Origin of the sequence: Bradyrhizobium sp. USDA 4532, assembly GCF_024171315.1 — a bacterium.
Classification (GTDB): Bacteria; Pseudomonadota; Alphaproteobacteria; order Rhizobiales; family Xanthobacteraceae; genus Bradyrhizobium; species Bradyrhizobium australafricanum.
Genome location: NZ_JALJZN010000001.1, coordinates 7,966,260 through 7,988,885 on the forward strand (window position 1 = coordinate 7,966,260; position 22,626 = coordinate 7,988,885).

Genomic DNA, 22,626 nt, shown 5'->3' on the forward strand with positions numbered 1-22,626 from the left:
TGTCGCGGAGTTGTCAGTTTTGTGGCGACATTTTCTCTACTAGATTGCCTGCTACGTCATTCCGCAATGACATCCGAATATCCCCGAGATTCCCGTGAGCTGCGCGCGATGAACAAGCCTGCAACCCATGTCCGAACGGCGCTGCTGCGTCGTCTTGCCACTGCGATCGGCTTGGCTTTGGCGATGGCCGCAAGCGCGCAGGCCGAGCAGACATTTTCGTTCGACCGCACGCCCGGAAAGCTACCGAAGACGGTCGTCCCGTTGCATTACGCGATCGAGCTGACGCCTGATATCACGAGCCTCGCTCTGCCAGGCGTCGAGACCGTCGACATCGAGGTACGCGAGGCGACCGCGCAGCTGACGCTGAACGCGGTCAACACGACATTCGCAGAGGTCACGATCGATGACGGCGCGCAGCACGCGGAGGTCGCGACCGACGCCGCCGCGCAGACCGCAACGCTGACCTTCGCCAGGCCGCTTGCGGCCGGCCGCCACAAGCTGCGTATCGCCTTCACGGCGCAGATCAACAAATTCAGCACCGGCCTGTTCTCGGTCGACTACCCGACCAGGACCGGGATCAAGCGGATGATCTCCAGCAAGCTGGAGCCGGCCGATGCGAGGCGGATCTTCCCGTGCTGGGACGAGCCGTCGTTCAAGCCGAGCTTCGCGCTGACCGTCGTCATTCCGCGCAATCTGCTCGCGGTCGGCAACATGCCCGTGACCAGCGAAGAGCCGGTCGCCGGCGATCTCAAGAAGGTTGCGTTCGCGCCGACGCCGAAGATGTCGAGCTATCTGTTCGTGCTCACGGTTGGCGAGCTCGAGCGCGTCACAGCGGATGCCGGCGGCGTCACGGTCGGCGTGGTGACGACGGAGGGCAAGAGCGGGCAGGGCCGGTTCGCGCTCGACAGCGCGGTGAAGCTGCTCGCCTATTACAACGACTATTTCGGCGTCAAATATCCGCTGCCGAAGCTCGACCTGATCGCAGTTCCGGGCGGGTTCGGCGGCGCGATGGAGAATTGGGGCGGCATCACCTTCTTCGAGAGCCGGCTGCTGTTCGATCCCGCGACGTCCGCCGAGACCGCGCGGCGTGGCATCTTCGCCATCATCGCGCACGAGATGGCGCATATGTGGTTCGGCGATCTCGTCACCATGGCGTGGTGGGACAATCTCTGGCTCAACGAGGGCTTTGCCAGCTGGATGGCAACCAAGGCCTCGGAGCAGTTCTATCCGCAATGGCAGGGCTGGCTGAACGGCTACGGCGCGAAGCAGTTCGCCATGGCGCTCGATGCGCGGCGCACCTCGCATCCCGTGCAGCAGCCGATTGCCGATCACAGCGAAGCGGTGACGGCGTTCGACGCCATCACCTACAGCAAAGGGCAGGCGTTGATCCGCATGCTCGAGACCTATCTCGGCGAACCGGCGTTCCGCGACGGCATCCGCAAATACATGGCCGCGCATGCCTACAGCAACGCGACGACCGCTGATCTCTGGCAGGCGCTCGAGAGTAGCGGCGGCAAGACCATCACCGGTATCGCCGCCTCCTTCACCGAGCAGGACGGCGTGCCGCTGGTCGTGGCCGAGGCGGCCTGCGATGGCATGGCGCAACGTCTGACCCTGCGGCAGGATCGCTTCGTGATCGCGCCGGCCAACAATCCGCCGCTGCCGGCCCGCAACTGGCAGATCCCCGTTGCGGTCGGACCGGCGCATGGCAAGCCGTTTGACGAGATATTGTTGAAGGGGAGCACCGATATCCCGGCCGGCGCCTGCGGCGATGCGATCAAGGTCAACCTGGGCGACGTCGGTTACTACAGGGTCGAGTATGGCCCGAAGAACCGTGCGGCGTTGCTGAACGCATTCCCGCAAATGCAGGTCGCCGACCGTCTCAATGTCGTTACCGACAGCTGGGCGCTGGTGCAGGCGGGCCGCGCGGAGGCGCCGTCCTATCTCGCGCTGCTCGATGCGCTCGATGCCGGTGACCAACGCGCGGTGTGGGACCAGGTGATCTCGACATTCGCGGCGCTGAACCGGCTGTCGCGCGGCCGCACCGAGCGGCCGGTGATCCAGGCCTATGCCCGCGCCAAGCTGCGCCCGGTGTTCGATCGGGTCGGATGGGACGGCGCCGGTTCAGGCGACGATGACACTGCGTTGTTGCGTGCAAGCCTGATCTCGACGCTTGGCGATCTCGGGGATGCGGCTATTGTGGCGGAAGCGAAGCGGCGCTTTGCGGCATTCGTCGATGATCCCAATTCGCTTCCGACCGCATTGCGCGATGCCGTCACGCATGTTGTCGGTGTGACCGCCGATCGGGCGACCTACGACCAGCTGCTGGCGCTCGCGCGCAACAGCACGGCGACCAATGAACGGCTGCGCTATTATCTCGCGGCGGCAAGCGCCCGCGATGCCGAACTGGCGCGGGCGACGCTGGCGTTGACGCTGACCAACGAATTGCCCGACACGATCGTGACGGGGATGATCAACGCGGTTGCGTCTTCAGGCGAGCAGCCGCAGCTCGCCTGGGACTTCATCCGGACTAATTTCGATACGTTGCTGGCAAGGCAGGGGCCGAACTTCCGCGACCAGTTCGTGCCGAACTTCATGACCAATTTTACCGATGAGGACCATGCGGCGGAACTGGCCGCGTTTGCTCCGTCGCAATCGACCACCGGCGGACGGGTGATGGTGGCGCGATCCGTGCAGGCGATCGCGATCTCGGCCGATCTCGCCGCGCGCGTGCTGCCCGCCGCCGACGGCTGGATCAGGGCGCGCAAACCGTGAGATCGCGAAGCAGTTTCCGGCGGCCCGCGATGCGGCTATGCTCCGTGCGCGGCATGCAATCAACGATGCGAGGCTGAGATGGTCAAAGGTTCCGATTTGCTGGTCGCGGCCCTCGAGAATGAGGGCGTGGAGCGGGTATTCGGCGTCCCCGGCGAGGAGAACCTCGACGTGGTCGAGGGCCTGCGCAAATCCTCGATCAAACTGATCGTGACCCGCCACGAGCAGGCCGCGGCGTTCATGGCGGCGACCTATGGCCGGCTGACCGGAAGGCCCGGCGTCTGCATGACGACGCTTGGCCCCGGCGCGCTCAACCTCACGACAGGCGCCGCCTATGCGCTGCTCGGCGCGATGCCGATGGTGATGCTGACCGGCCAGAAGGGCATCCTGAGCAGCCGGCAGGCCAAGTTCCAGATTGTCGACATCGTCAACACGTTTCGCCCGCTGACCAAATTGTCGCTGCAGATCGTCAGCGGCGCGACCATTCCGACCCTGGTCCGTGACGCCTTCCGCATTGCGACGCAGGAACGGCCGGGGCCGGTACTGCTCGAACTGCCGGAAGATATCGCTGGCGAGGAAACTGCGCCGGTCGAAATGATACCGCCGCATCCGATCGAGATTCCGATCGCGCACGCCGCCGCGCTCGACCGCGCCGCCGACATGATCCTGAAGGCGCAGCGCCCGCTGATCATGCTTGGTGCTGCGGCATCGCGTCCGCGTTCGACTGCCGGGATCGGCGATTTCGTGCGGCGCACGAAAATCCCGTTCATTAACACGCAGATGGGCAAGGGCACCGTGTCCGGCGGCACCAATCAGTATATGGGGACCGCCGCGCTGAGCGAGCGCGACTACGTGCACGAGGCGATCGACCGCGCTGACCTCATCATCGCGATCGGTCACGACACGGTCGAGAAGCCGCCCTTCATCATGGGCCCGAAGGGACCGCAGGTGATCCATGTCAGCTACATGCCGGCAACGGTCGAGCAGGTCTATTTCCCGCAATGCGAGGTGATCGGCGATGTCGGTCCGAGCCTCGAATTGCTGGCCGATCGGGTCGAGGGGAAGCTGCCGCATGCCAGCGCGCTGCTCAGCCTGCGCCAAAGCATTCTGGCCAAGATCACCGATCGCGCCACCGAGGGCCGCTGGCCGCCGACGCCGCAGCGCATCGTGCACGATGTGCGGCAGGTCATTCCCGAGGACGGCATCGTCGCGCTCGACAACGGCATGTACAAGATCTGGTTCGCGCGCAATTACCGCACGCTGCTCGCGAACTCGCTGCTGCTCGACAACGCGCTCGCGACCATGGGTGCCGGCCTGCCGTCGGCGATGATGGCGGCGATGCTGTATCCGAAGAACCGCGTGCTCGCGGTCTGTGGCGATGGCGGCTTCATGATGAACTCGCAGGAGCTCGAGACCGCCGTCCGCCTCAATCTCAATCTGGTAATCCTGATCCTGGAGGATTCCGCCTACGGCATGATCCGCTGGAAGCAGGCGGTCGACAATTTCCCGGATTTCGGCCTGACCTTCGGCAATCCGGATTTCGTCAAATACGCCGAAAGCTACGGCGCCAAGGGTTCGCGGATCGCGAGCACGGATGCGATCGTTCCGACCCTGGAACGGGCGTTTTCCGGCGGCGGCGTGCATCTTGTCGTGGTGCCGATCGACTATACCGAGAACAAGCGGGTGCTGGTCGACGAATTGCGCGAGAAGGTGCAGCAGATCGATGTGTCGTAGAGCATGATCCGGACCCGAAGGGCCGCGTTAGCGCAAAGTGCGAAGCGGCTTTCCTCGCGACAAACGCAGAGCGTTTGCGCGGAGATCATGCTCAAACAAGACGCTAAAGCACGGTTGCGGTGGGCAAGGAACGAAAAGCCCTCGGCTTGATTGAACGTAAGCCGCCATGGTAGCACGCCACTGCATCACCATTGCGCAGATGGTCGGCGATACCAGATCTGAGAGGTCACGTGACTGCACCAAATCCTGCCGCCGGCAAACCCATCGATCCCGCCGCGCTCGCCAATGTGCCGCGGCTGGTCACGGCCTATTTTGCCGGCAAGCCCGACGCCGGCGATCCCGCCCAGCGGGTTGCGTTCGGCACCTCGGGCCATCGCGGCTCGTCGCTGAAGAATTCCTTCAACGAGGACCATATCCTCGCCACCACGCAGGCGATCTGCGATTACCGGCGCGAGAAGGGCCTCACCGGACCGCTGTTCATCGGCATCGACACCCATGCGCTGGCTGAGCCGGCGCTGGCCAGCGCGGTCGAGGTGTTCGCGGCCAACGGCGTCGAGATCATGATCGACGCGCAGGCCGGCTACACCCCGACGCCGGTGATCTCGCATGCGATTCTGAGCTACAACAAGGGCCGTAGCGCGGGCCTCGCCGACGGCGTCGTCATCACGCCGTCACACAACCCGCCGGAGGACGGCGGCTACAAGTACAATCCACCGCATGGTGGTCCGGCCGACACCGACGTCACCGCCGTGGTCGAGAAGAACGCCAACCGCTACATCGAGGCCGGCCTCAAGGGCGTCGCGCGGCTGTCCTATGATCGCGCGCGCAAGGCGGCGACCACGCATCTGCACGATTATATCACGCCCTATGTCGCCGATCTCGGCAACACCGTCGATCTCGCGCTGATCAAGTCTGCCGGCGTCAAGATCGGCATCGACCCGCTCGGCGGCGCGGCGGTGCACTACTGGCAGCCGATCATCGCGCGCTACGGCATCAACGCGTCAGTCGTCAACGAGGCGGTCGATCCGACCTTCCGCTTCATGACCGCGGACTGGGACGGCAAGATCCGGATGGACTGCTCGTCGCCTTATGCGATGGCGAGCCTGATCGGGATGCGCGACCGTTTCGACGTCGCTTTCGCCAACGACACCGACGCCGACCGCCACGGCATCGTGACCCGCTCGAACGGGCTGATGAACCCGAACCACTTCCTTGCCACCGCGATCGCCTATCTGTTCGCGCACCGGCCGCAATGGAGCAAGGACGCCGCGATCGGCAAGACCATCGTGTCGAGCTCGATCATCGATCGCGTGGCGAAGAGGCTGGGCCGCAAGCTGGTCGAGACGCCGGTCGGCTTCAAATGGTTCGTCGACGGGCTCGGCAGCGGCGGCTTCGGCTTTGCCGGCGAGGAGAGCGCGGGCGCTTCGTTCCTGAAGCGCGACGGCTCGGTGTGGACCACCGACAAGGACGGCATCATCCTCGGCCTCTTGGCAGCCGAGATCATCGCCAGGACCGGCCGCGATCCGAGCGAATTGTTCGGCGAGCTGACCGCCGAACTCGGCGTTCCCTATTACGAGCGCATCGATGTGGCGGCGACGCCGAAGCAGAAGAACGCGCTGAAGGCGCTCGGGCCCGAGCAGCTCAACATGACGCAGCTCGCCGGCGATGCCGTGCGCGCGGTCAGGACCAAGGCGCCGGGCAACGACCAGCCGTTCGGCGGCATCAAGGTCGAGAGCGAGGCGGGCTGGTTCGCCGCGCGTCCCTCCGGCACCGAGGATGTCTACAAGATCTACGCCGAGAGCTTCCGCGGGCCGGATCATCTGAAGCAGATCCAGGGCGATGCGCAGGCCGCGATCGCCAAGGTGTTCTGAAAGGCGCGGGCCGGGCAGAATTCATGCGAATATTGTTGACCGGCTCCTCCGGCTGGCTCGGCCGTTTCCTCGCGCCGCGGCTTCGACAGGCCGGCCATGACGTGGTCGGCCTCGACGTCGTCCCGGGTGAGGCGACCGATGTCACAGGCTCGGTAGCCGAACGATCGGTGGTCGAGCGTGTGTTCGCCGATCACGGCATCGAGGCCGTGATCCATGGCGGGGCGCTGCACAAGCCTGATATCGCGCGGTTCGCGCCGCAGGCCTTTGTCGACGTCAACGTCACAGGCACGCTCAATTTGCTGCAGGCGGCAGTGGCTGCCGGCCACGACCGTTTCGTCTTCACCTCGACGACCTCGCTGATGATTTCGCAGGCGATCCGCGACGAGGAAGGCCATGCTGCGGTGTGGCTCGACGAGACGACAGGACCGCTCGAGCCGCGCAACATCTACGGAGTGACAAAACTCGCCGCTGAAGGGCTGTGCCGCCTGTATAGCCGCGAGCACGGGCTGAACTGCGCGGCGCTGCGCACCAGCCGCTTCTTCCCGGAGGATGACGACACCATCCGTGACATCCATGGCGAGAACCTGAAGGCGACAGAGCTGTTGTACCGCCGCCTCACGGTCGAGGACGCCGCCGATGCCCATGTCGTGGCGCTCGACAAGATCCGCGGCTTCGAGGTCTTCGTGATCAGCGCGCCGACGCCGTTCAAGCGTGGCGATGTCGCCGACCTGAAGACGGACGCGGCCGGGGTCATCGCGCGCACATTCCCCGATGCGCCGGCGCTGTTCGCGCGGCGTGGCTGGCGCCTGCCGAAATCGATCGGCCGGATCTACGATGCCGGCAAGGCCGAACGGCTGCTCGGCTTCCGCGCCGGCACGGATTTCGCAGCGGTGCTCGGCGCCTTGCGCAGCGGCGCGCCGCTTCCCTTTGCGCACGATCCCGATTATGTCTCGCCGTCAACGAGGCTCGCAAATGGCTGATTTCCACGGCGTCTTTCCGTACCTGGTGTCCCCGGTCGACCCTGCTGGCCATGTCCGCACCGAGGTGCTGGGCCGGCTCTGCGACGATCTGGTCAAGGCCGGCGTCCACGGCCTGACGCCGCTCGGCTCGACCGGCGAATTCGCCTACCTCAACAATGCGCAGCGCATGCAGGTGGTGGCGACCACGATCGAGGCCGCGCAGGGCCGCGTGCCGGTGGTCGCCGGCGTCGCCTCGACCTCGACGGCGGATGCGGTGGCGCAGGCCAAGGCCTACCAGAAGCGCGGCGCGACCGGCATTCTCGCGATCATGGAGGCGTATTTTCCGGTCGGTGATGCGCAGGTGGAAGCCTATTTCCGCGCCATCGCCGACGCCGTCGACATTCCGGTCGTGATCTATACCAATCCGAATTTCCAGCGCTCCGACCTCACGCTTGACGTCATCGCGCGGCTCGCCGGGCATCCGCGCATCGGTTACATCAAGGACGCGTCGACCAACACCGGGCGGCTGCTGTCGATCATGAACCGTTGCGGCGACAGCCTGAAAGTGTTCTCGGCCTCCGCCCATATTCCGGCCGCGGTGATGCTGATCGGCGGCCATGGCTGGATGGCGGGCCCGGCCTGCATCATCCCGCGGCAAAGCGTCGAGCTCTACAATCTGTGCCGCCGCACCCGCTGGGATGAGGCGATGGCCCTGCAGCGCAAGCTGTGGCGCATCAACGAGGCGTTTGCCCGCTTCAACCTCGCCGCCTGCATCAAGGCCGGGCTCGCGAGCCAGGGCTACGACGTCGGCGATCCCGTGCCGCCGCAGGCGCCGCTCACGGCCGAGCAGCGCAAGGTGGTCGAGGCGGCGTTGCGCGATCTGGCCTGAAGCCGTCGGGGACTGCGCGGCAAAATGCCGGGCAATCCGCCTTGGCCATGCCGGAAACCTCCGCTTGGTCAGCGCGTTTGTTGCGTGGAGCACAGCAATGAATCGGCGTACCGTCCTTGTACTGGCCGTGATCGCGGCCATTCTGCTGATATTCGCGGCCGGCAGCATCCGTCAGGCGCCGTGGAGCGGCCCGGCTGCCCGCGCGGTCGCCGAGCGCGGCGCGCTGTCGGATGCCGAAAAGGCCAATGTCGAGATCTTCGAGAAGGTCTCGCCGTCGGTCGTGCAGGTGGTGACGCAAACCGCCGCCAATCCGCTGAGCGAGGAGCAAGAGGGCAGCGCGGCGTCGGGCACCGGCATTGTCTGGGACAATGACGGCCACGTCGTCACCAACAATCACGTGGTGCAGAACGCAAGCCAGGTCGCGATCCGCTTTGCCTCCGGCGAAGCGGTGCGCGCCGAAATCGTCGGCACGGCGCCGAACTACGACCTGGCGGTGCTGCGCATCCGCAGCGCGCGCAAGCTGCCGCCGTCACTGGCGCTCGGCAGCTCGGCCGATCTCAAGGTCGGCCAGTTTGCCTATGCGATCGGCAACCCGTTCGGGCTCGATCAATCGATGTCCAGCGGCATCATCAGCGCGCTCAAGCGCCGGCTGCCGACCTCGAGCGGGCGCGAGATCTCCAATGTGATCCAGACCGACACCGCGATCAATCCGGGCAATTCGGGCGGCCCGTTGCTCGATTCCGCCGGCCGGCTGATCGGCGTGACCACGGCGATCCTGTCGCCGTCGGGCTCGAATGCCGGCATCGGCTTTGCGATCCCGGTCGACATCGTCAATCGCGTGGTGCCAGACCTGATCCGCAACGGCCGCGTGCCGACGCCGGGGATCGGCATCGTGACCGCGAATGAGGCGGTCGCCACGCGTATCGGTGCCGAAGGATTGATCGTGGTGCGCACGACACCGGGGTCGCCGGCCGAGCGCGCCGGGATACGCGGGGTCGACATGTCGACCGGTGAGCTCGGCGACGTGATCACCGCGGTCGACGGCAAGCCGGTGCACCGGCTCTCCGATCTGGCCGACCAGCTCGAGCAGATCGGGGTCGGCAAGAAAGTGCGGCTCAGCGTGAACCGCGACGGCTCGGCGCGCGATGTCGAGGTCGCCATCGTCGATATCGGCCGGGCGCAATGATGTCGTCACTGGCCTGACGCGTGCCACCGGATTGTGCTTCCGCGCGCCGCGCGACGACACGCCTGTCCTCTGGCCGGCGCTGTGGTTGTCAGGCCGCCAAAATCCGCTAAAACCGCCGCCAAATTCTCTGGAAATTCTTGGAAGCTCGAAGGACCCTCTGATGAACATTCTTCCCGGCAATATGCGTTTTGGTGCGGGCCAGCCAGTCAAGCGTCTGGAGGACCAGCGGCTGGTCACCGGGAAGGGGCATTTCATCGACGACAAGCCGCAGGACGGTGCGCTCTGGCTGCACGTGCTGCGCTCGCCGCACGCCCACGCCAACATCAAGGCGATCGACGCCAGGGCGGCGCTGGAGATGCCGGGCGTCAAGGCCGTCTATACCGGCGCCGACCTCGTCAAGGACGATATCGGCACGCTGCCGACGCTTGCGATCTTCAAGCGGCCCGACGGCTCGCCGATGACCGTGCCGCCACGGCGCCTGCTGGCGCATGATGTGGTGCGTTACGCGGGCGAGGGCGTCGCGGCTGTGGTCGCGACCTCGCGGGTGCTGGCGCAGACCGCGGCCGAGGCGATCGAGATCGATTACGAGGTGCTGCCCTCGGTGGTTGATCCGGTCGAGGCGATCAAGCCCGGTGCGCCGGCGGTCTGGCCGGAGGCGCCCGACAACATCGTGGCCGCGATGAGCTATGGCGATGCCGCCAAGGTCGAGGAAGCCTTCGCCAACGCCGCGCACAAGGTGTCGCTTGACCTGGTCAGCCAGCGCCTGGTGCCGTCGGCGATGGAGCCGCGCTCGACCATTGCCGAGATCGAGAAGAAGACCGGCCGGCTGATCCTGCACGTGCAGTCGCAGACTCCGGGTTCGACCCGCGACCTCTTGGCGGAATCGATCCTGAAGCGGCCGAAGGACAGCGTGCGCGTGCTGGTCGGCGACATCGGCGGCGGCTTCGGCCAGAAGACCAGCCTGTATCCGGAAGACGGCATCGTCGCCTACGCCGCGACCAAGCTGAACGAGAAGATCCGCTGGCGCGGCGACCGCACCGACGAGTTCGTCGGCGGCACCCATGGCCGCGACCTCACATCTACCGGCGAGTTCGCGCTCGACGCCAAGGGCCGCGTGCTGGCCTACCGGGTGCGCTCGATCGGCGGCACCGGGGCCTATTCGTCGGGCACCGCCAACATCATTCCGCTGGTGCTCGGCCCGTTCGTGCAGACCGGCGTCTACGACCTGCCGCTGGTGCATTTCGAGGTGAAGTCGGTGATGACCCACACCGCGCCGGTCGGCGCCTATCGCGGCGCCGGCAGGCCCGAGGCGGTGTTCATCGTCGAGCGGCTGTTCGACGCCGCCGCGCGCCAGATCGGCATGGACCCGCGCACCATCCGTAAGGTCAACTACATCAAGCCGGCGCAGCTGCCCTACACCAATGCGGTCGGGCAGGTGTACGATTCCGGTGCCTTCGCGCACATGCTGGAGCGCGCGTCTGATTTGGCCGACTGGAACGGCTTTGCCGCACGCAAGAAGGCGGCGAAGAAGAAGGGCCTGCTCTACGGCCGCGGTCTCACCAGCTACATCGAATGGACCGGCGGCCGCGCCCACACCGAGAACGTCTCGCTGCACGCGACCGCCGAGGGCCGCGTCATCCTGCATTCCGGCACGATGGCGATGGGGCAGGGCCTCGCCACCACCTACACCCAGATGATCGCTGATACGCTCGGCATCGCGATGGACAAGATCGACGTGATCCAGGGCGACACGGACCTCGCCACCGGCTTCGGCAGCGTCGGCTCGCGTTCGCTGTTCGTCGGCGGCACCGCGGTTGCGGTCTCCAGCAACGATATGATCAACAAGGCGCGCGACAAGGCCTCCAATTTGCTGGAGGCCTCCGTCGAGGACATCGAGTATCGCGACGGGTTCCTCACCGTGGTCGGCACCGACAGGCGCATCAGCCTGTTCGAGATCGCGGCGAAGGAAAACGGCGCAAAGCTCTCGGTCGAGAGCGAGGGCAATGTCGACGGGCCGAGCTGGCCGAACGGCACCCATATCTGCGAGGTCGAGATCGATCCCGAGACCGGCGTCACGCGGGTGGTGCGCTACACCACGGTCGACGACGTCGGCGTCGCGGTCAATCCGATGCTGGTGACGGGGCAGGTGCATGGCGGCGTTGTCCAGGGCATTGGCCAGGCACTGTACGAAGGTGTGGCCTATAGCGAGGAAGGCCAGCTGCTGACCGCGAGCTATCAGGACTATTGCATCCCGCGCGCGGATGACGTTCCGCCGATCACGGTGACGCTCGATGGTTCCGCGCCGTGCAAGACCAACCCGCTAGGCGCCAAGGGCTGCGGCGAGTCCGGCGCGATCGGCGGGCCGCCCTGCATCACCAACGGCGTGATGGATGCGCTGAGCGAGGTCGGAATCAAGCAGCTGAACACGCCGCTGACGCCGTCGAAGATCTGGCAGGCGATCCGCGACGCCAAGGCGACGGCCGTTTAGCCGTCATTCCGGGGCGACGCGCAGCGTCGAACCCGGAAGCTCGCGCCACAACATCGAGGTTCCCCGGTGCGCAATTGCGCACCTGAGGTTCATCGCTTTGCGATGCCCCGGAACGAGGTGCCCTACAGTCCCAGCACCATCTTCGCGATGATGTCGCGCTGGATCTCGGATGATCCGCCGAAGATCGTATAGGCGCGGCCGTTGAGATATTCCGGTACCACCGGCAGCAGTTCTTCGGGGATCGCCGGCTCGTGGTTGAGCCGGTAGAACGGCCGCGCCGGCTCGACGGCAAGTCCGTCCTGGCCGATCACGTCGACGCCGAGCCGCGTCACCGCCTGGCGGATCTCGCTGACGCGGAGCTTGATCAGCGACGACACCGCGCCCGGATTCTGCCCGGTCTGCAGCGCCGACAGCACCCTGAGCTCGGTCATCTCGAGCGCGTCGATATCGACCTCGACCTCCGACATCCGGATCGCGATGTCGGGATCCTCGATGGCGCGGCCGGTGACCTCGGAGTCTGCGAGATCGGTGATCGTCTTCAGCGCCTCGCGCAGCTTGGCCGACGCGATGCCGGAGCCGCGCTCGAATTCGAGCAGATATTTGCCGTAGGTCCAGCCCTTGCCTTCCTCGCCGACGCGGTTGGCGACGGGCACGCGGACGTCGTCGAAGAACACCTGGTTGACCTCGTGGTCGCCGCCGATGGTCAGGATCGGGCGCGTGGCGATGCCCGGCGTCTTCATGTCGATCAGGATGAAGCTGATGCCGTCCTGCTGCCGCTCGCCGTCATTGGTGCGCACCAGCGCGAACATGCGGTTGGCGTGGTGCGCATGCGTGGTCCAGATCTTGGTGCCGTTGATGATGTATTCGTCGCCGTCGCGCACCGCGCGGGTCTTCAGCGAGGCGAGGTCGGAGCCCGAGCCCGGCTCGGAATAGCCCTGGCACCAGTAATCCTCGCCGGAGAGAATCCGCGGCAGATAGAAATTCTGCTGCTCGGGCGAGCCGAACCCGATGATGACGGGGCCGACCATCTTCACGCCCATCACGTTGACATTGGGCACGCCGGCGCGCGCGCATTCGGCCTCGAAGATCCAGCGCTGTGCCGGTGTCCAGTCCGGTCCGCCATGCTCCACCGGCCAGCCCGGCGCACCCCAGCCCTTCTTGTGCAGCGCGCGCTGCCAGGCCATGCCGATGTCGGGGTCGGAGAACACCGACGGCGTCAGCGCGGTGGCGCGCTTCATCTCCGGCGTCAGGCTGCCGGCAATGAAATCGCGGACTTCCTGCTCGAACGCGCGTTCCTCGGCACTGAAGGTGAGATCCATGGTGCGCTCTCCGTTAGGTGTGGGCGCGGCCGCTGAGCGCGGCGTGGCGGCGATAATGATGGGCGCTGTTGCCGAACAGCGTGTCGAAGGCGAGCAGCCGCTTGAAATAGGCGCCGATGTCGAGCTCCTCAGTGACGCCCATGGCGCCGTGCAGCTGCACCGCCTGCTCGGCGACGAAGCGCGCGCATTTGCCGATCTTCGCCTTGGCGCCGGACGCCGCACGGCTGCGGGCCACAGGCTCGGCATTGGCCATCAGCGCGGCGCGCAACGCCATCGAGCGCGCCTCGTCGACCTGCATCGCCACGTCGGCGAGGCGATGGCGGATCACCTGGTTGCTCGATAGCGGCCGGCCGAACTGCTTGCGGATCTTGGTATATTCGAGCGTGGTGTCGAGCAGCGTCTGCATGATGCCGACCGCCTCCGCGCCGAGCGCGGCCATCGCGCGGTCGACCACGGTTTCGATCGCGGGTAGCGCATCGCTGCCGTCGCCGAGCAGCGCATCGGCGGGCAATTGCACATCCCTGAGATCAAGATTACAGCCGCGCCCGCCGCCGAGCCGCGCGTAGTCGCGCAGCGTGAGCCCGGGCGTTTTCGCCGGCACCAGGAACAGGCCAAGCTTGCCCGATGCACCATTGGCGTTGGCGATACGGGCCGAGACGATGATCTGGTTGGCTGAAGCGCCGTCGAGTACGGCGATCTTGCTGCCGTTCAGGCGCCACCCGTCGGCGGTCTTGCTGGCCGTGGTGTCGACATGGGCGAGATCGAAGCGCGCGGCGCGCTCCGAATGCGCGAAGGTGAGCGTAAGCTTGCCCTCGGCAACATCAGGCAGGATCGCCTGCTTCTGCGCCTCGGTGCCGCACTCGGCGACCAGCGCGGCGCCGATCACGACCGTGGAGAGGAACGGCTCGGACACCAGTCCGCGGCCGAACGCTTCCATCAGCAGTCCGATCTCGATCGCGCCGCCGCCGAGCCCGCCATTGGCTTCACTGATCGGCAGCGCCAGCCAGCCGAGCTCGGCGAACTGTTTCCAGATCGCGGGCGAATAGCCCAGCGGATCGTTCGCCGCTTTCCTGCGATGCTCGGGGCTGAAGGTTTCCGCCACGAAGCGGTCGGCACTTTCGCGCAGCAGGCGCTGCTCGTCGCTGAGGGTGAGGTCCATCTGGCTTGCTACACGTTGGCGGTTTTCTTGACGGAGGGATGCAGACCCGCGGGGTCCACCACCATGCCGAATTCCTGAAGGTTGTGGGCGTGGCAGAGCTGATGCAGCGCGAAGGCCTGATCGATCGCGGCAGGCTGCCCCATGATGTCTATCGAGCGGTTCACCGCCTCCTTGGAAAGCTTCAGCGCAAAGGCGGGCTTTGCGGCAATCCGCCGCGCCAGCGCCAGCGTGAACGACGAGAGATCGCCGCGCGCCACCACGTGATTGACCATGCCGAGGCGATGCGCCTCGTCGGCGTTCCAGACGTCGGCGGTGAACAGCATCTCCTTGGCCTTGCGCGCGCCGAGCTCCCAGGGATGCACGAACCACTCGACGCCACAGACGCCCATCGTCACCACGGGGTCGCAGAACTCGGCATCGTTGCTGGCAACGATCAGGTCGCAGGCCCAGGCCAGCATCAGTCCGCCGGCGATGCACTTGCCGTGCACCTCGGCGATCGTCGGCTTTGCCAGATTGCGCCAGCGCCTTGTGATCTGCAGGTAGATCTCCTGCTCGCGCGCGAAGCGGCCATGGGCGTTCGGCTCGGCGAAGCCGCCCCAATTTCCGACTGGCGGGAAATCGGCACCGGCCTGGTTCTTGGCCCCTGGCCGCAGATCGTGACCGGCCGAGAAATGCGGGCCGTTGCCGGCGAGGATGATGACCTTGACCGCGTCGTCCTGCACCGCTCGGTCGAAGGCGGCGTTGAGGTCGTAGGTCATTTGCAGGTTCTGGGCGTTGCGGGCCTCGGGGCGGTTCATCACGATCCGCGCGATCGCGGGCTCGGGCCGTTCGACAACAATCGTCTCGAATTGTTCAGACGCCAATGGATCCTCCCGCGATCGATTTTTTTGCCATGATGAACGGCGCGGGCAGGGATAGGCAAGCGTCATCATCCGCAAAAGAAGCCGCGAAATCCGCCGCACGGGATTATCCGGCGAAAATCTGTTACGCTGACGCAGAATCCACCCGGGGAGGACCATCTTCATGCGCAAGCTTTGGACCGTGCTCGCAGCGCTGGCGACATTGAGCCTGACCAACTGCGGCTACAACGCGATCCAGACCAGTGACGAGCAGGTCAAGTCGAGCTGGTCGGAGGTGGTGAACCAGTACCAGCGGCGCGCCGATCTCGTGCCCAACCTGGTCAACTCCGTGAAGGGCTTTGCGCAGCAGGAGAAGGACGTGCTGCTCGGCGTCACCAACGCGCGCGCCAAGGTCGGCAGCATCCAGGCAACCCCCGAGGTGCTCAACGACCCGGCCGCGTTCCAGAAGTTCACGCAGGCGCAGGGCGAACTGACCAGCGCGCTGTCGCGGCTGCTGGTCGTCACCGAAAACTATCCGCAGCTGAAATCGGACGCGCTGTTCCGCGACCTGATGGCGCAACTCGAGGGCACCGAGAACCGCATCACGGTGGCGCGCAATCGCTACATCAAGGCAGTGCAGGACTACAACGTCGGCATCCGCACCTTCCCGAACAATCTGACCGCGATGGCGTTCGGCTACAAGGAGAAGCCCAACTTCACGGTCGACAATGAAAAGGAAATATCGACTGCGCCGAAGGTCGATTTCAATAATCCGTCGCCGGCCCCTGCGCCGTCGAAATAGCGCCGGCGTGCGCACATCGCGATGACCGCCGCACGCGTCATCCTGCTCGGCTTCCTGCTGGGCTTCGTGTGCCCGGCGTGGGCCGAGGTCGCGGTGCCTCCGCTCACCGGCCGCGTCGTCGACCAGACCGGGACGCTGTCGGCGAGCGATGTCGCGACGCTGACCGACCGGCTGAAGGATCTGGAGGCCCGCAAGGGCAGCCAGATCGCGGTCTTGATCGTGCCGACCACGGGCGAGGAAACCATCGAGCAGTTCTCGATCCGCGTGGCCGAGGCCTGGAAGATCGGGCGCAAGAAGGTCGACGACGGTGCGCTCCTTGTCGTCGCCAAGAACGACCGGCACTTGCGCATCGAGGTCGGCTATGGCCTCGAAGGCGTGCTGAGCGATGCCGTCACCCACCGCATCATCGACGAAGACATCACGCCGAAATTCAAGGCCGGCGATTTCGCTGGCGGCATCTCGGCCGGCGTCGACCGGATGATCCGCCTGATCAATGGCGAGCAATTGCCGGCGCCGGAGCCCGAGCATTGGCAAGGGCCGAACCTGGTCGACTTCGCCAATCCGGTGACGATCTTTATCGTCATCATCGTGGCCGGCGTGTTGCGCGGGATACTGGGGCGGTTGCTGGGCTCGGTCGCGACCGGCGGTGTTGTCGGCGTCTTCACCTGGATGGTGGCCGGCTCGCTCGCCACGGCGCTGGTGGTCGGCCTGTTCGCCGCCGTCGCGGCGCTGATCTTCGGCGGATTGAACTTCGGCGGTCCGACGGCAGGCTCGGGACCGTACCGGCGCGGCGGCGGTTATTCCGGCGGCTGGTCCGGCGGCGGGGGCTGGAGCAGCGGTTCGAGCTCGAGCGACAGCGGCGGCTTCAGCGGCGGAGGCGGCAGCTTCGGCGGCGGCGGCGCCTCGGGGAGCTGGTAGGCATGGGCATCAAGCGCATCGGCAAGCATCTGCTCGAGCACCGCTGGCGGGTGCGGCGTGATTTTCCGCCGCGCGTGCTCGGCGCCATCGAGCGGGCGATCAAGGCCGGTGAGGCCACTCATTCCGGCCAGATCCGTTTCGTCGTCGAGGGCGCGCTCGACGGCGTGCCGCTGTTCCGCAATCAGCCTGCGCGGGAGCGCGCGCTCGACGTGTTCTCGCATTTGCGGATCTGGGACACCGATCACAACAATGGCGTCCTGATCTATCTGTTGCTCGCCGACCGCGACGTCGAGATCGTCGCCGATCGCGGCATCGACGCGAAGGTCGGCCATGCCGGCTGGGAGGCGATCTGCCGCACGATGGAAACGGATTTCCGGGCCGGCCGGTTCGAGCAGGGCGTGATCAAGGGGATCGAGGCGGTGTCGCGCGAGCTGGCAAAGCATTTCCCGCCACCGGCCGGCCCGAACGAGCTGCCGGACAAGCCGGTGGTGATTTAGGGACTGAGTGGTCGGGTGCTCTTCATCCTCCCCTGGAGGGGGAGGATCGACGCGAATGCAATGAGCGGCGAGGTGGGGTGAAGGTCTCTCCGCGTGAACGCTACCCGAGGGGAGAGATCACCCCACCTCGGTTCGCATTGCGCTACGCTTCATGCGAACCGATCCTCCCCCTCGAGGGGAGGATAAGACGACCGCCTTTTACGCCTTCACCGATGGCCGCGCGCCGACGCGGTTGAACCAGGCAACGATGTTAGCGTTCGACTGGTCCAGCGGCTGGCCGACCTGGTTGCCGAAATCGAGCCAGCAATAGAGCAGCATGTCGGCGAGCGTGAAGCGCTTGCCGCAGATGTAGTCGCGGCCGTCGGCCATCTGGTCGTCAAGCCATTTGATGCGGTTGGCGGCGATCATCTTCAGGCCGGGCGAGGCTTCGGGCGCAACGGGAATGCGCTTCTCGAAGAATTTCAGCGCTTCGCCGAAGCGGTAGCCGTTGGCGAGCGGCTCGGCGATGTTGAGATCGACGCGGCGCGTCCACATCCGGCATTCCGCGCGCTCTTCCGGCGTGGTGCCGATCATCGCGGGCGAGGGGTGCTTCTCCTCGAGATATTCGCAGATCGCCGTGATCTCGGAGAGGTAGTTGCCGCAGTCGAGCTCGAGCGCCGGCATCTGGCCGTGCGGATTGCGTTTCAGGTGTTCCGTCTCGCGGTTCTCGCCCTTGCGCAGGTCGACGGCCTGTTTGGGTATCTCGATGCCCTTCTCCGCCATGAACATGCGCACGATGCGCGGATTGGGTCCGATCGAGTCGTAAAGCTTCATGATCCTCGCTCCCTGTTTCTTCAACGTTGTTGTTGCCGCTGTTGAACAGGCCGGGCGCGGATTTGTCAAATGTGAAGGCGCTCGGTCGCCCGAACGTCATTGCGACCCGTTGGCTCGCAACGACGGGGAGGAACTGAGCTCAATCGTCGAGCTTGTTGAGGTCGCGCACCGACTGCATGATCGGCTCGAAATTCGAGCGCGCATCGAGTGCATCGAACAGTTGCGCGGTGTCCTCGAGCAGGCCGTGCGAGCGCTGCAGCGCGATCCGCACATCGTCCTGTGGCGTGTCGGACAGCCGGCCATGTCCCGACAGCAGGATCTTCGAGTTGAGGCCCTTCAGCCGCTCCAGCGACTGGATATAGTCGGCGATCGAGCCGGAGCCGAACACGCCGCCCATCACGCCGCCGGGCATCAGCGTGTCGGCGGCGAACAGCAGGCCCTTGTCCTGGTCGAACAGCGTGATGCAGGCCGAGGTGTGGCCGGGCGTGTACATCACGTTGAGGCGGAAATTGCCGAGGTCGATCAGGTTGCCTTCCTCGAGCCAGATGTCGATATCGATCGGCACGTTCGGCTCGTTGAACATCTTGCGCAGCATCGAGAAATCGTCGCGCAGCATGATCTTGTTGGCGGCGAGCCGGTGCGCGGCGACGTAGGCGCTGCCGTGGAAATGGTACGCCGCGCCGATGTGGTCGAGATGCTCATGGCTCAGCACCACCATGTCGACCATCTCGGGCGTCACCCCGATATGGTTGAGACAGGCGACGAGCGACGGATAATTGCTCGACAGTCCGACGTCGATCATGATGGTCCGCTTGCTGCCGCGCACCAGATAGGCGTTCGCCGCACGGTTCTTGAAGCGGATCTGATAGACGTCGTCGGCGGCCTGGATCAGCGTTGCGACCTCGGCGTCGAAAAGCGTCTTGAACGGGCTTGGCTTGCGGTCGCTCATGGGGTTGCCGCCGTCCGGTAAGTGACCGCGTTGGATGCGCGCAGGCGCTTCGAGAGCGCATCCATCACCATCAGCGCGAACGCCGGCTGCTGGCTGACCAGATAGACGAAGCGGGCGTGGTTGATCCGCATCACCCGCGTTGCGGGCGCGGAGGCGATGGCGGTCGCCGAGCGCGCCGAGCCGTCGATCACGGCCATCTCGCCGAAGAACTCGCCCTTGCCGAGGCTGACGATAACAGTCTTGTTTCCGCGATCGATCTTGGCGATGTCGACCTTGCCGTCGAGCACGACAAACAGCTCGCGGCCGGTCGAGCCTTCCTCAAAGATGACGTCATCGACACCAAATTCCTTGATGCATTTCTCGATCGTCATGGCGCTCTCCTGCCTTCTGGCTGGAAGATGACGGTATGTTAATCGGGAAAGCGCCGCGCGCAAACGGAAGCGGCGCAGATTGCCGCAGGGCAGCATCGCCCAAATCCGGCCCGGAAAACTCCCTAAAATTTAGGTAATGGCGGAGCGGGGTAACCATTTCGCAAGCAATAAAAGTTACCGAATTGTCAACCTAGTCTGGAGACTTTGAACGTGAGTGAGCAGCAGAGCGAGCCGGTCAGCGGTCAAACCGGCGCCGAAATGGCGGCGAAAAGCGAGCCCGTGATGGCCGCGACCGGTGTCGAAGCTCCCCGGCTTGCGCCCGAGCAGGAAGAGACGTCGCCAAAGGCGGACGCGCCCCGGATGGACGCGCCCAAGGTTGAACCCTCGAAGGTTGAGCCGCCCAAGATCGACCCCAAGATCGAGTCCATGATCGAGCCGAAGGTCGAGGCCAAGGTCGAGCCGACCAATATGGACGTGCCCAAGGTCGAGACCGGCAAGCGGGAAGAGCCGCATTTTCCGGGCAAGCTGATGATCATGGCGCCGGGTGACCGCACCTGGGACCATGAGGCGACGGCATCCAGGCCAGGCGCCGAACAGGCGGCCAAGGCGGCGGGCAAGCCGGCCGGCACGCGCCGGATCGGCGCGATGGCCGCGGTGATCGCGCTGGCGACCGTGGCCGGCGCCATCGGCGGTGCGCTCGCGACCGCGGGGCTCGGCCATCTCGCCGCCCCCGCCGCTGCTTCCGTCAGGGATGTGGCTGCCAAGGACGCCGCCGCCAACAAGGAAGCGGCCGATGCCGCGCTCGCCCGGATCGAATCCGAGGTCGCCGCGCTGAAGGCCAGCGTCGAGCAGACCGCCAGGGCCGGCCAGACCCAGTTCAGCAAGGCCAACGACCGGATCGAGAAGGTCGAGAAGGCCCAGGCCGAGCCGATGGCCAAGCTCAACAAGCTCAGCGAGGCGGTCGACAAGCTCCGCGCCGCGCCGCAGACCACCGTCGCCGCGGCGACGCCCGCCCGCGAGGTCACGGGCTCGATCACCCCGGCGACTGCCGCGGCGGCGCCGGCCGCCCCCAGGCCAGAGGTCGGCCGCCTGCCGGTGGTCGACGGCTGGTCGCTGCGCGACGTCGGCAATGGCGGCGCGCTGATCGAGGGCCGCGGCGGCATCTACGAGGTTTACGCCGGCGACCCCGTCCCCGGTCTCGGCCGCGTCGATGCCATCCGCAAGCAGGACGGCCGTTGGGTGGTCGTCACCAGCAAGGGCCTGATCGTTTCGCGCTAGAGCATTTTCGGTTCTGATTGAATCAGAACCGAAGCTCCAGCTCGTCGTTTGGACGCGTTTTCTTCACGCGAACAGGGCTCCACTTCGCTCGAAAACGCTATGATCTCCGCAACACGACAACACCAAGGCGCTTCACTACGATGTGAAGCGCCTTTTTTCTTGAATAGGGTTTGCCGCGCGGTGTTAGTGGGGCATGAGCCGCGCGCTGAAATGCCTTCTGGTGATGTCCGTTCTGCTCTGCGGCGCCGCGCCTGCACGTGCCGCCGAGGATCGCGCGCTCGAGCGCGGCACGGCGGTGATCGATCCCGCCACCCTCCGCGAGTTCGACCACGGCCGCTTCAGCCTCGGCCGGATGCTCGCGCCGGAGCGTTCCGCCGACACGCCGCTGTCCAACCGTGATCTGTTCGGGCTCGCCGTGATGGTTCCGGTGCGCGAGGCGCTGGATCGCGAATTCGATCGCTACGTCGCAAAACATAAGGCAAGCCTGCCGAATGAGAACATTGGCGTCGGCGAAGGCTTTGCGTTTCAGCTGGTCGACCGGGCGCTGCTTGAATCCTCCGACGTCCGCTTCGTGCTGTCAGGCATCGTCAACCGCATGGACCGCGCCTATGTGGCGCCGAAAGATTGCGGCGAGATCCGGTTGATCTACCGGCTGACCCGTACCGATGTGTCGCCGATCGGCGAGAACGCGGTGTCGCAGCGGCTGCCGATGACGCTGAACCTCGTGCTGAAGGCGAAAGGCGACGGCAACGACGCATCGCTCGGCTGCCGCGAAATCGCGCGGCGCTGGCTCGCGACCGGCAGCGCGCCGCCGGGGATGGAGAAGTTGCTCGGCAAGGATGGTCCGCTCGACCTGATCGATGCGCGCAATATCGATCGTATCGAGACCAATCTGCAGATCGCGCACGCGCCGAAATCCGCGGTGCGCGATTTCCGCACCGACTATCTGCTCAAAGTGTTCGATTATGACGGCGTGGCAAAACGGTTTGCCGAAGCGCCGCTGGAGAACCAGATCGATCGCGACCGTATTCTGGCGGACGGGGCACTGAGGCGCGACTTCAAGGCGTGGTTGCTTGACCCCAAGCATTTTGCCGAGCTCGATCGCGGCACCTTGCTGATCCCCGATCGCTTCCTCGCGACCGTAGCGGTCGCGCCGACGCCGACTGGTTTCGATGTCAGCGAGCTGGAGCCCGAATTCGGCATGGTGCAGGGTGAGGGCACGGCCGGCAATGCGGTGTTCTCCGATGGTGACGTCGTCGGCGCCCTGCAGAAGGCTGCGGCCGACGGAACGAAGCTGCAAAACATCCAGTCGCTGGCCGGCTTCGAGCGGCGCCTCAACGATGTCACCTGCGCGGGCTGTCACCAGACCCGCGGCATCGGCGGCTTCCATTTCCCCGGCGTCGACTGGATGGCGGCAAAGCCGTCGAACTCCACCGTGGTGCCGGCCTCGCCGCATTTCTTCGGCGACCAGCCCCGCCGCCGCGATATCCTCGCAAGCCTCCGCGACGGCAAGGCGCCGGACTTTTCGCGCGGCTTCTCCAACCGGCCGCAGCTGCGCGGCAGCACCGAACTTGCCGGCACCGAATACAGCGACGGCTGGGGCGCGCATTGCTATCTGCCGGGCGCCAGGCCCGCCGAGAGCGACCGCAGCTTCCGCGGCTGGACCTGCGCCGACGGCCTTGCCTGCCAGGTTGCCGGGAAGGCCTCGCGCATCGGCATGTGCTTCGTGAAGGGCCGGTGATTTCCGCCGGAACCGAAGCCGCTGCGCGTCATTATTCGATG

18 protein-coding genes are annotated in these 22,626 nt (G+C 65.7%); 12 read left to right on the forward strand and 6 right to left on the reverse strand.

Going from position 1 to position 22,626, the window contains the following annotated elements:
- The first annotated feature begins 108 nt into the window (after nucleotides 1-108).
- The 7 genes from J2R76_RS36750 (at nucleotide 109) to J2R76_RS36780 (ending at nucleotide 11,899) form a co-directional block, all read left to right on the forward strand.
- Complete coding sequence (locus J2R76_RS36750) at nucleotides 109-2,775, forward strand: M1 family metallopeptidase (protein WP_253625659.1); 2,667 nt, start codon at nucleotides 109-111, stop codon at nucleotides 2,773-2,775.
- A gap of 78 nt (nucleotides 2,776-2,853) precedes the next feature.
- On the forward strand, nucleotides 2,854-4,506 hold the full coding sequence (locus J2R76_RS36755; protein ID WP_253625660.1) for an acetolactate synthase large subunit: 1,653 nt from the start codon (nucleotides 2,854-2,856) through the stop codon (nucleotides 4,504-4,506).
- Nucleotides 4,507-4,736: 230 nt separating this feature from the next.
- Nucleotides 4,737-6,377, forward strand: coding sequence for a phosphoglucomutase (alpha-D-glucose-1,6-bisphosphate-dependent) (pgm, locus tag J2R76_RS36760; protein ID WP_253625661.1), 1,641 nt, complete (start codon nucleotides 4,737-4,739; stop codon nucleotides 6,375-6,377).
- A gap of 23 nt (nucleotides 6,378-6,400) precedes the next feature.
- Complete coding sequence (locus J2R76_RS36765; protein WP_253625662.1) at nucleotides 6,401-7,357, forward strand: NAD(P)-dependent oxidoreductase; 957 nt, start codon at nucleotides 6,401-6,403, stop codon at nucleotides 7,355-7,357.
- Nucleotides 7,350-8,225 carry a dihydrodipicolinate synthase family protein gene (locus J2R76_RS36770; protein WP_057019254.1) on the forward strand — a complete coding sequence of 292 codons (876 nt, stop codon included), beginning with the start codon at nucleotides 7,350-7,352 and terminating at the stop codon, nucleotides 8,223-8,225. Before J2R76_RS36765 ends, J2R76_RS36770 begins: the two co-directional genes overlap by 8 nt.
- Before the next feature lie 97 nt (nucleotides 8,226-8,322).
- Nucleotides 8,323-9,411 (forward strand): S1C family serine protease, encoded by a 1,089-nt coding sequence (locus J2R76_RS36775; RefSeq protein ID WP_253625663.1) that lies wholly within the window; start codon nucleotides 8,323-8,325, stop codon nucleotides 9,409-9,411.
- A gap of 160 nt (nucleotides 9,412-9,571) precedes the next feature.
- The gene (locus J2R76_RS36780; protein ID WP_253625664.1) at nucleotides 9,572-11,899 is read left to right on the forward strand and encodes a xanthine dehydrogenase family protein molybdopterin-binding subunit; all 2,328 of its coding nucleotides are present in this window, start codon (nucleotides 9,572-9,574) and stop codon (nucleotides 11,897-11,899) included.
- Nucleotides 11,900-12,021: 122 nt separating this feature from the next.
- On the opposite strand, the gene J2R76_RS36785 is transcribed toward J2R76_RS36780, so the two are convergent.
- The 3 genes from J2R76_RS36785 to J2R76_RS36795 are packed head-to-tail and all read right to left on the reverse strand — an operon-like array spanning nucleotide 12,022 to nucleotide 15,240.
- Entirely contained in the window at nucleotides 12,022-13,218 is a 1,197-nt protein-coding gene (locus J2R76_RS36785; protein ID WP_253625665.1) for an acyl-CoA dehydrogenase family protein, read from the reverse strand.
- Nucleotides 13,219-13,231: 13 nt separating this feature from the next.
- Nucleotides 13,232-14,377, reverse strand: a complete 1,146-nt coding sequence (locus J2R76_RS36790; protein ID WP_253625666.1) for an acyl-CoA dehydrogenase family protein — start codon at nucleotides 14,375-14,377, stop codon at nucleotides 13,232-13,234.
- 8 nt (nucleotides 14,378-14,385) lie between these two features.
- Nucleotides 14,386-15,240, reverse strand: coding sequence for an enoyl-CoA hydratase (locus tag J2R76_RS36795; protein ID WP_082653946.1), 855 nt, complete (start codon nucleotides 15,238-15,240; stop codon nucleotides 14,386-14,388).
- 160 nt (nucleotides 15,241-15,400) lie between these two features.
- Here J2R76_RS36795 and J2R76_RS36800 point away from each other — a divergent pair, with 160 nt between their 5' ends.
- From J2R76_RS36800 to J2R76_RS36810, 3 genes are read left to right on the forward strand one after another with little or no spacing between them, the layout of a single operon-like run.
- Nucleotides 15,401-16,018: a LemA family protein gene (locus tag J2R76_RS36800; protein ID WP_028334935.1), complete on the forward strand. Its 618-nt coding sequence runs from the start codon at nucleotides 15,401-15,403 to the stop codon at nucleotides 16,016-16,018.
- A 21-nt stretch (nucleotides 16,019-16,039) separates the two neighbouring features.
- Complete coding sequence (locus tag J2R76_RS36805; protein WP_253625667.1) at nucleotides 16,040-16,936, forward strand: YgcG family protein; 897 nt, start codon at nucleotides 16,040-16,042, stop codon at nucleotides 16,934-16,936.
- A gap of 2 nt (nucleotides 16,937-16,938) precedes the next feature.
- Nucleotides 16,939-17,433 carry a TPM domain-containing protein gene (locus tag J2R76_RS36810; protein WP_253625668.1) on the forward strand — a complete coding sequence of 165 codons (495 nt, stop codon included), beginning with the start codon at nucleotides 16,939-16,941 and terminating at the stop codon, nucleotides 17,431-17,433.
- 198 nt (nucleotides 17,434-17,631) lie between these two features.
- Here the strand turns inward: J2R76_RS36810 and J2R76_RS36815 are convergent, their stop codons facing one another.
- From J2R76_RS36815 to J2R76_RS36825, 3 genes are all read right to left on the reverse strand, one after another.
- Nucleotides 17,632-18,246 carry a glutathione S-transferase family protein gene (locus J2R76_RS36815; protein ID WP_253625669.1) on the reverse strand — a complete coding sequence of 205 codons (615 nt, stop codon included), beginning with the start codon at nucleotides 18,244-18,246 and terminating at the stop codon, nucleotides 17,632-17,634.
- Between the two features lie 139 nt (nucleotides 18,247-18,385).
- A complete protein-coding gene (locus tag J2R76_RS36820) occupies nucleotides 18,386-19,195 on the reverse strand; it encodes an MBL fold metallo-hydrolase (RefSeq protein ID WP_253625670.1) in 810 nt (269 codons plus the stop codon).
- A complete protein-coding gene (locus tag J2R76_RS36825; protein ID WP_018273297.1) occupies nucleotides 19,192-19,566 on the reverse strand; it encodes a Crp/Fnr family transcriptional regulator in 375 nt (124 codons plus the stop codon). The genes J2R76_RS36820 and J2R76_RS36825 overlap by 4 nt, the downstream gene beginning before the upstream one ends.
- Nucleotides 19,567-19,770: 204 nt before the next feature.
- Here J2R76_RS36825 and J2R76_RS36830 point away from each other — a divergent pair, with 204 nt between their 5' ends.
- Together J2R76_RS36830 and J2R76_RS36835 are read left to right on the forward strand one after the other, a co-directional pair.
- Nucleotides 19,771-20,844, forward strand: a complete 1,074-nt coding sequence (locus J2R76_RS36830) for a hypothetical protein (RefSeq protein ID WP_253625671.1) — start codon at nucleotides 19,771-19,773, stop codon at nucleotides 20,842-20,844.
- A 193-nt stretch (nucleotides 20,845-21,037) separates the two neighbouring features.
- Nucleotides 21,038-22,585 carry a hypothetical protein gene (locus J2R76_RS36835; RefSeq protein ID WP_253625672.1) on the forward strand — a complete coding sequence of 516 codons (1,548 nt, stop codon included), beginning with the start codon at nucleotides 21,038-21,040 and terminating at the stop codon, nucleotides 22,583-22,585.
- Nucleotides 22,586-22,626: the final 41 nt, after the last annotated feature.

Bases quoted from the DNA above. Each gene is read 5' to 3' on its own strand.
- J2R76_RS36810 (WP_253625668.1), top strand. From the start codon at position 16,939: ATGGGCATCAAGCGCATCGGCAAGCATCTGCTCGAGCACCGCTGGCGG.
- J2R76_RS36835 (WP_253625672.1), top strand. From the start codon at position 21,038: ATGAGCCGCGCGCTGAAATGCCTTCTGGTGATGTCCGTTCTGCTCTGC.
- J2R76_RS36820 (WP_253625670.1), bottom strand. From the start codon at position 19,195: ATGAGCGACCGCAAGCCAAGCCCGTTCAAGACGCTTTTCGACGCCGAG.
- J2R76_RS36800 (WP_028334935.1), top strand. From the start codon at position 15,401: ATGCGCAAGCTTTGGACCGTGCTCGCAGCGCTGGCGACATTGAGCCTG.
- J2R76_RS36805 (WP_253625667.1), top strand. From the start codon at position 16,040: ATGACCGCCGCACGCGTCATCCTGCTCGGCTTCCTGCTGGGCTTCGTG.
- J2R76_RS36750 (WP_253625659.1), top strand. From the start codon at position 109: ATGAACAAGCCTGCAACCCATGTCCGAACGGCGCTGCTGCGTCGTCTT.
- J2R76_RS36815 (WP_253625669.1), bottom strand. From the start codon at position 18,246: ATGAAGCTTTACGACTCGATCGGACCCAATCCGCGCATCGTGCGCATG.
- J2R76_RS36825 (WP_018273297.1), bottom strand. From the start codon at position 19,566: ATGACGATCGAGAAATGCATCAAGGAATTTGGTGTCGATGACGTCATC.
- J2R76_RS36765 (WP_253625662.1), top strand. From the start codon at position 6,401: ATGCGAATATTGTTGACCGGCTCCTCCGGCTGGCTCGGCCGTTTCCTC.
- J2R76_RS36775 (WP_253625663.1), top strand. From the start codon at position 8,323: ATGAATCGGCGTACCGTCCTTGTACTGGCCGTGATCGCGGCCATTCTG.
- J2R76_RS36780 (WP_253625664.1), top strand. From the start codon at position 9,572: ATGAACATTCTTCCCGGCAATATGCGTTTTGGTGCGGGCCAGCCAGTC.
- J2R76_RS36785 (WP_253625665.1), bottom strand. From the start codon at position 13,218: ATGGATCTCACCTTCAGTGCCGAGGAACGCGCGTTCGAGCAGGAAGTC.
- J2R76_RS36790 (WP_253625666.1), bottom strand. From the start codon at position 14,377: ATGGACCTCACCCTCAGCGACGAGCAGCGCCTGCTGCGCGAAAGTGCC.
- J2R76_RS36755 (WP_253625660.1), top strand. From the start codon at position 2,854: ATGGTCAAAGGTTCCGATTTGCTGGTCGCGGCCCTCGAGAATGAGGGC.
- J2R76_RS36770 (WP_057019254.1), top strand. From the start codon at position 7,350: ATGGCTGATTTCCACGGCGTCTTTCCGTACCTGGTGTCCCCGGTCGAC.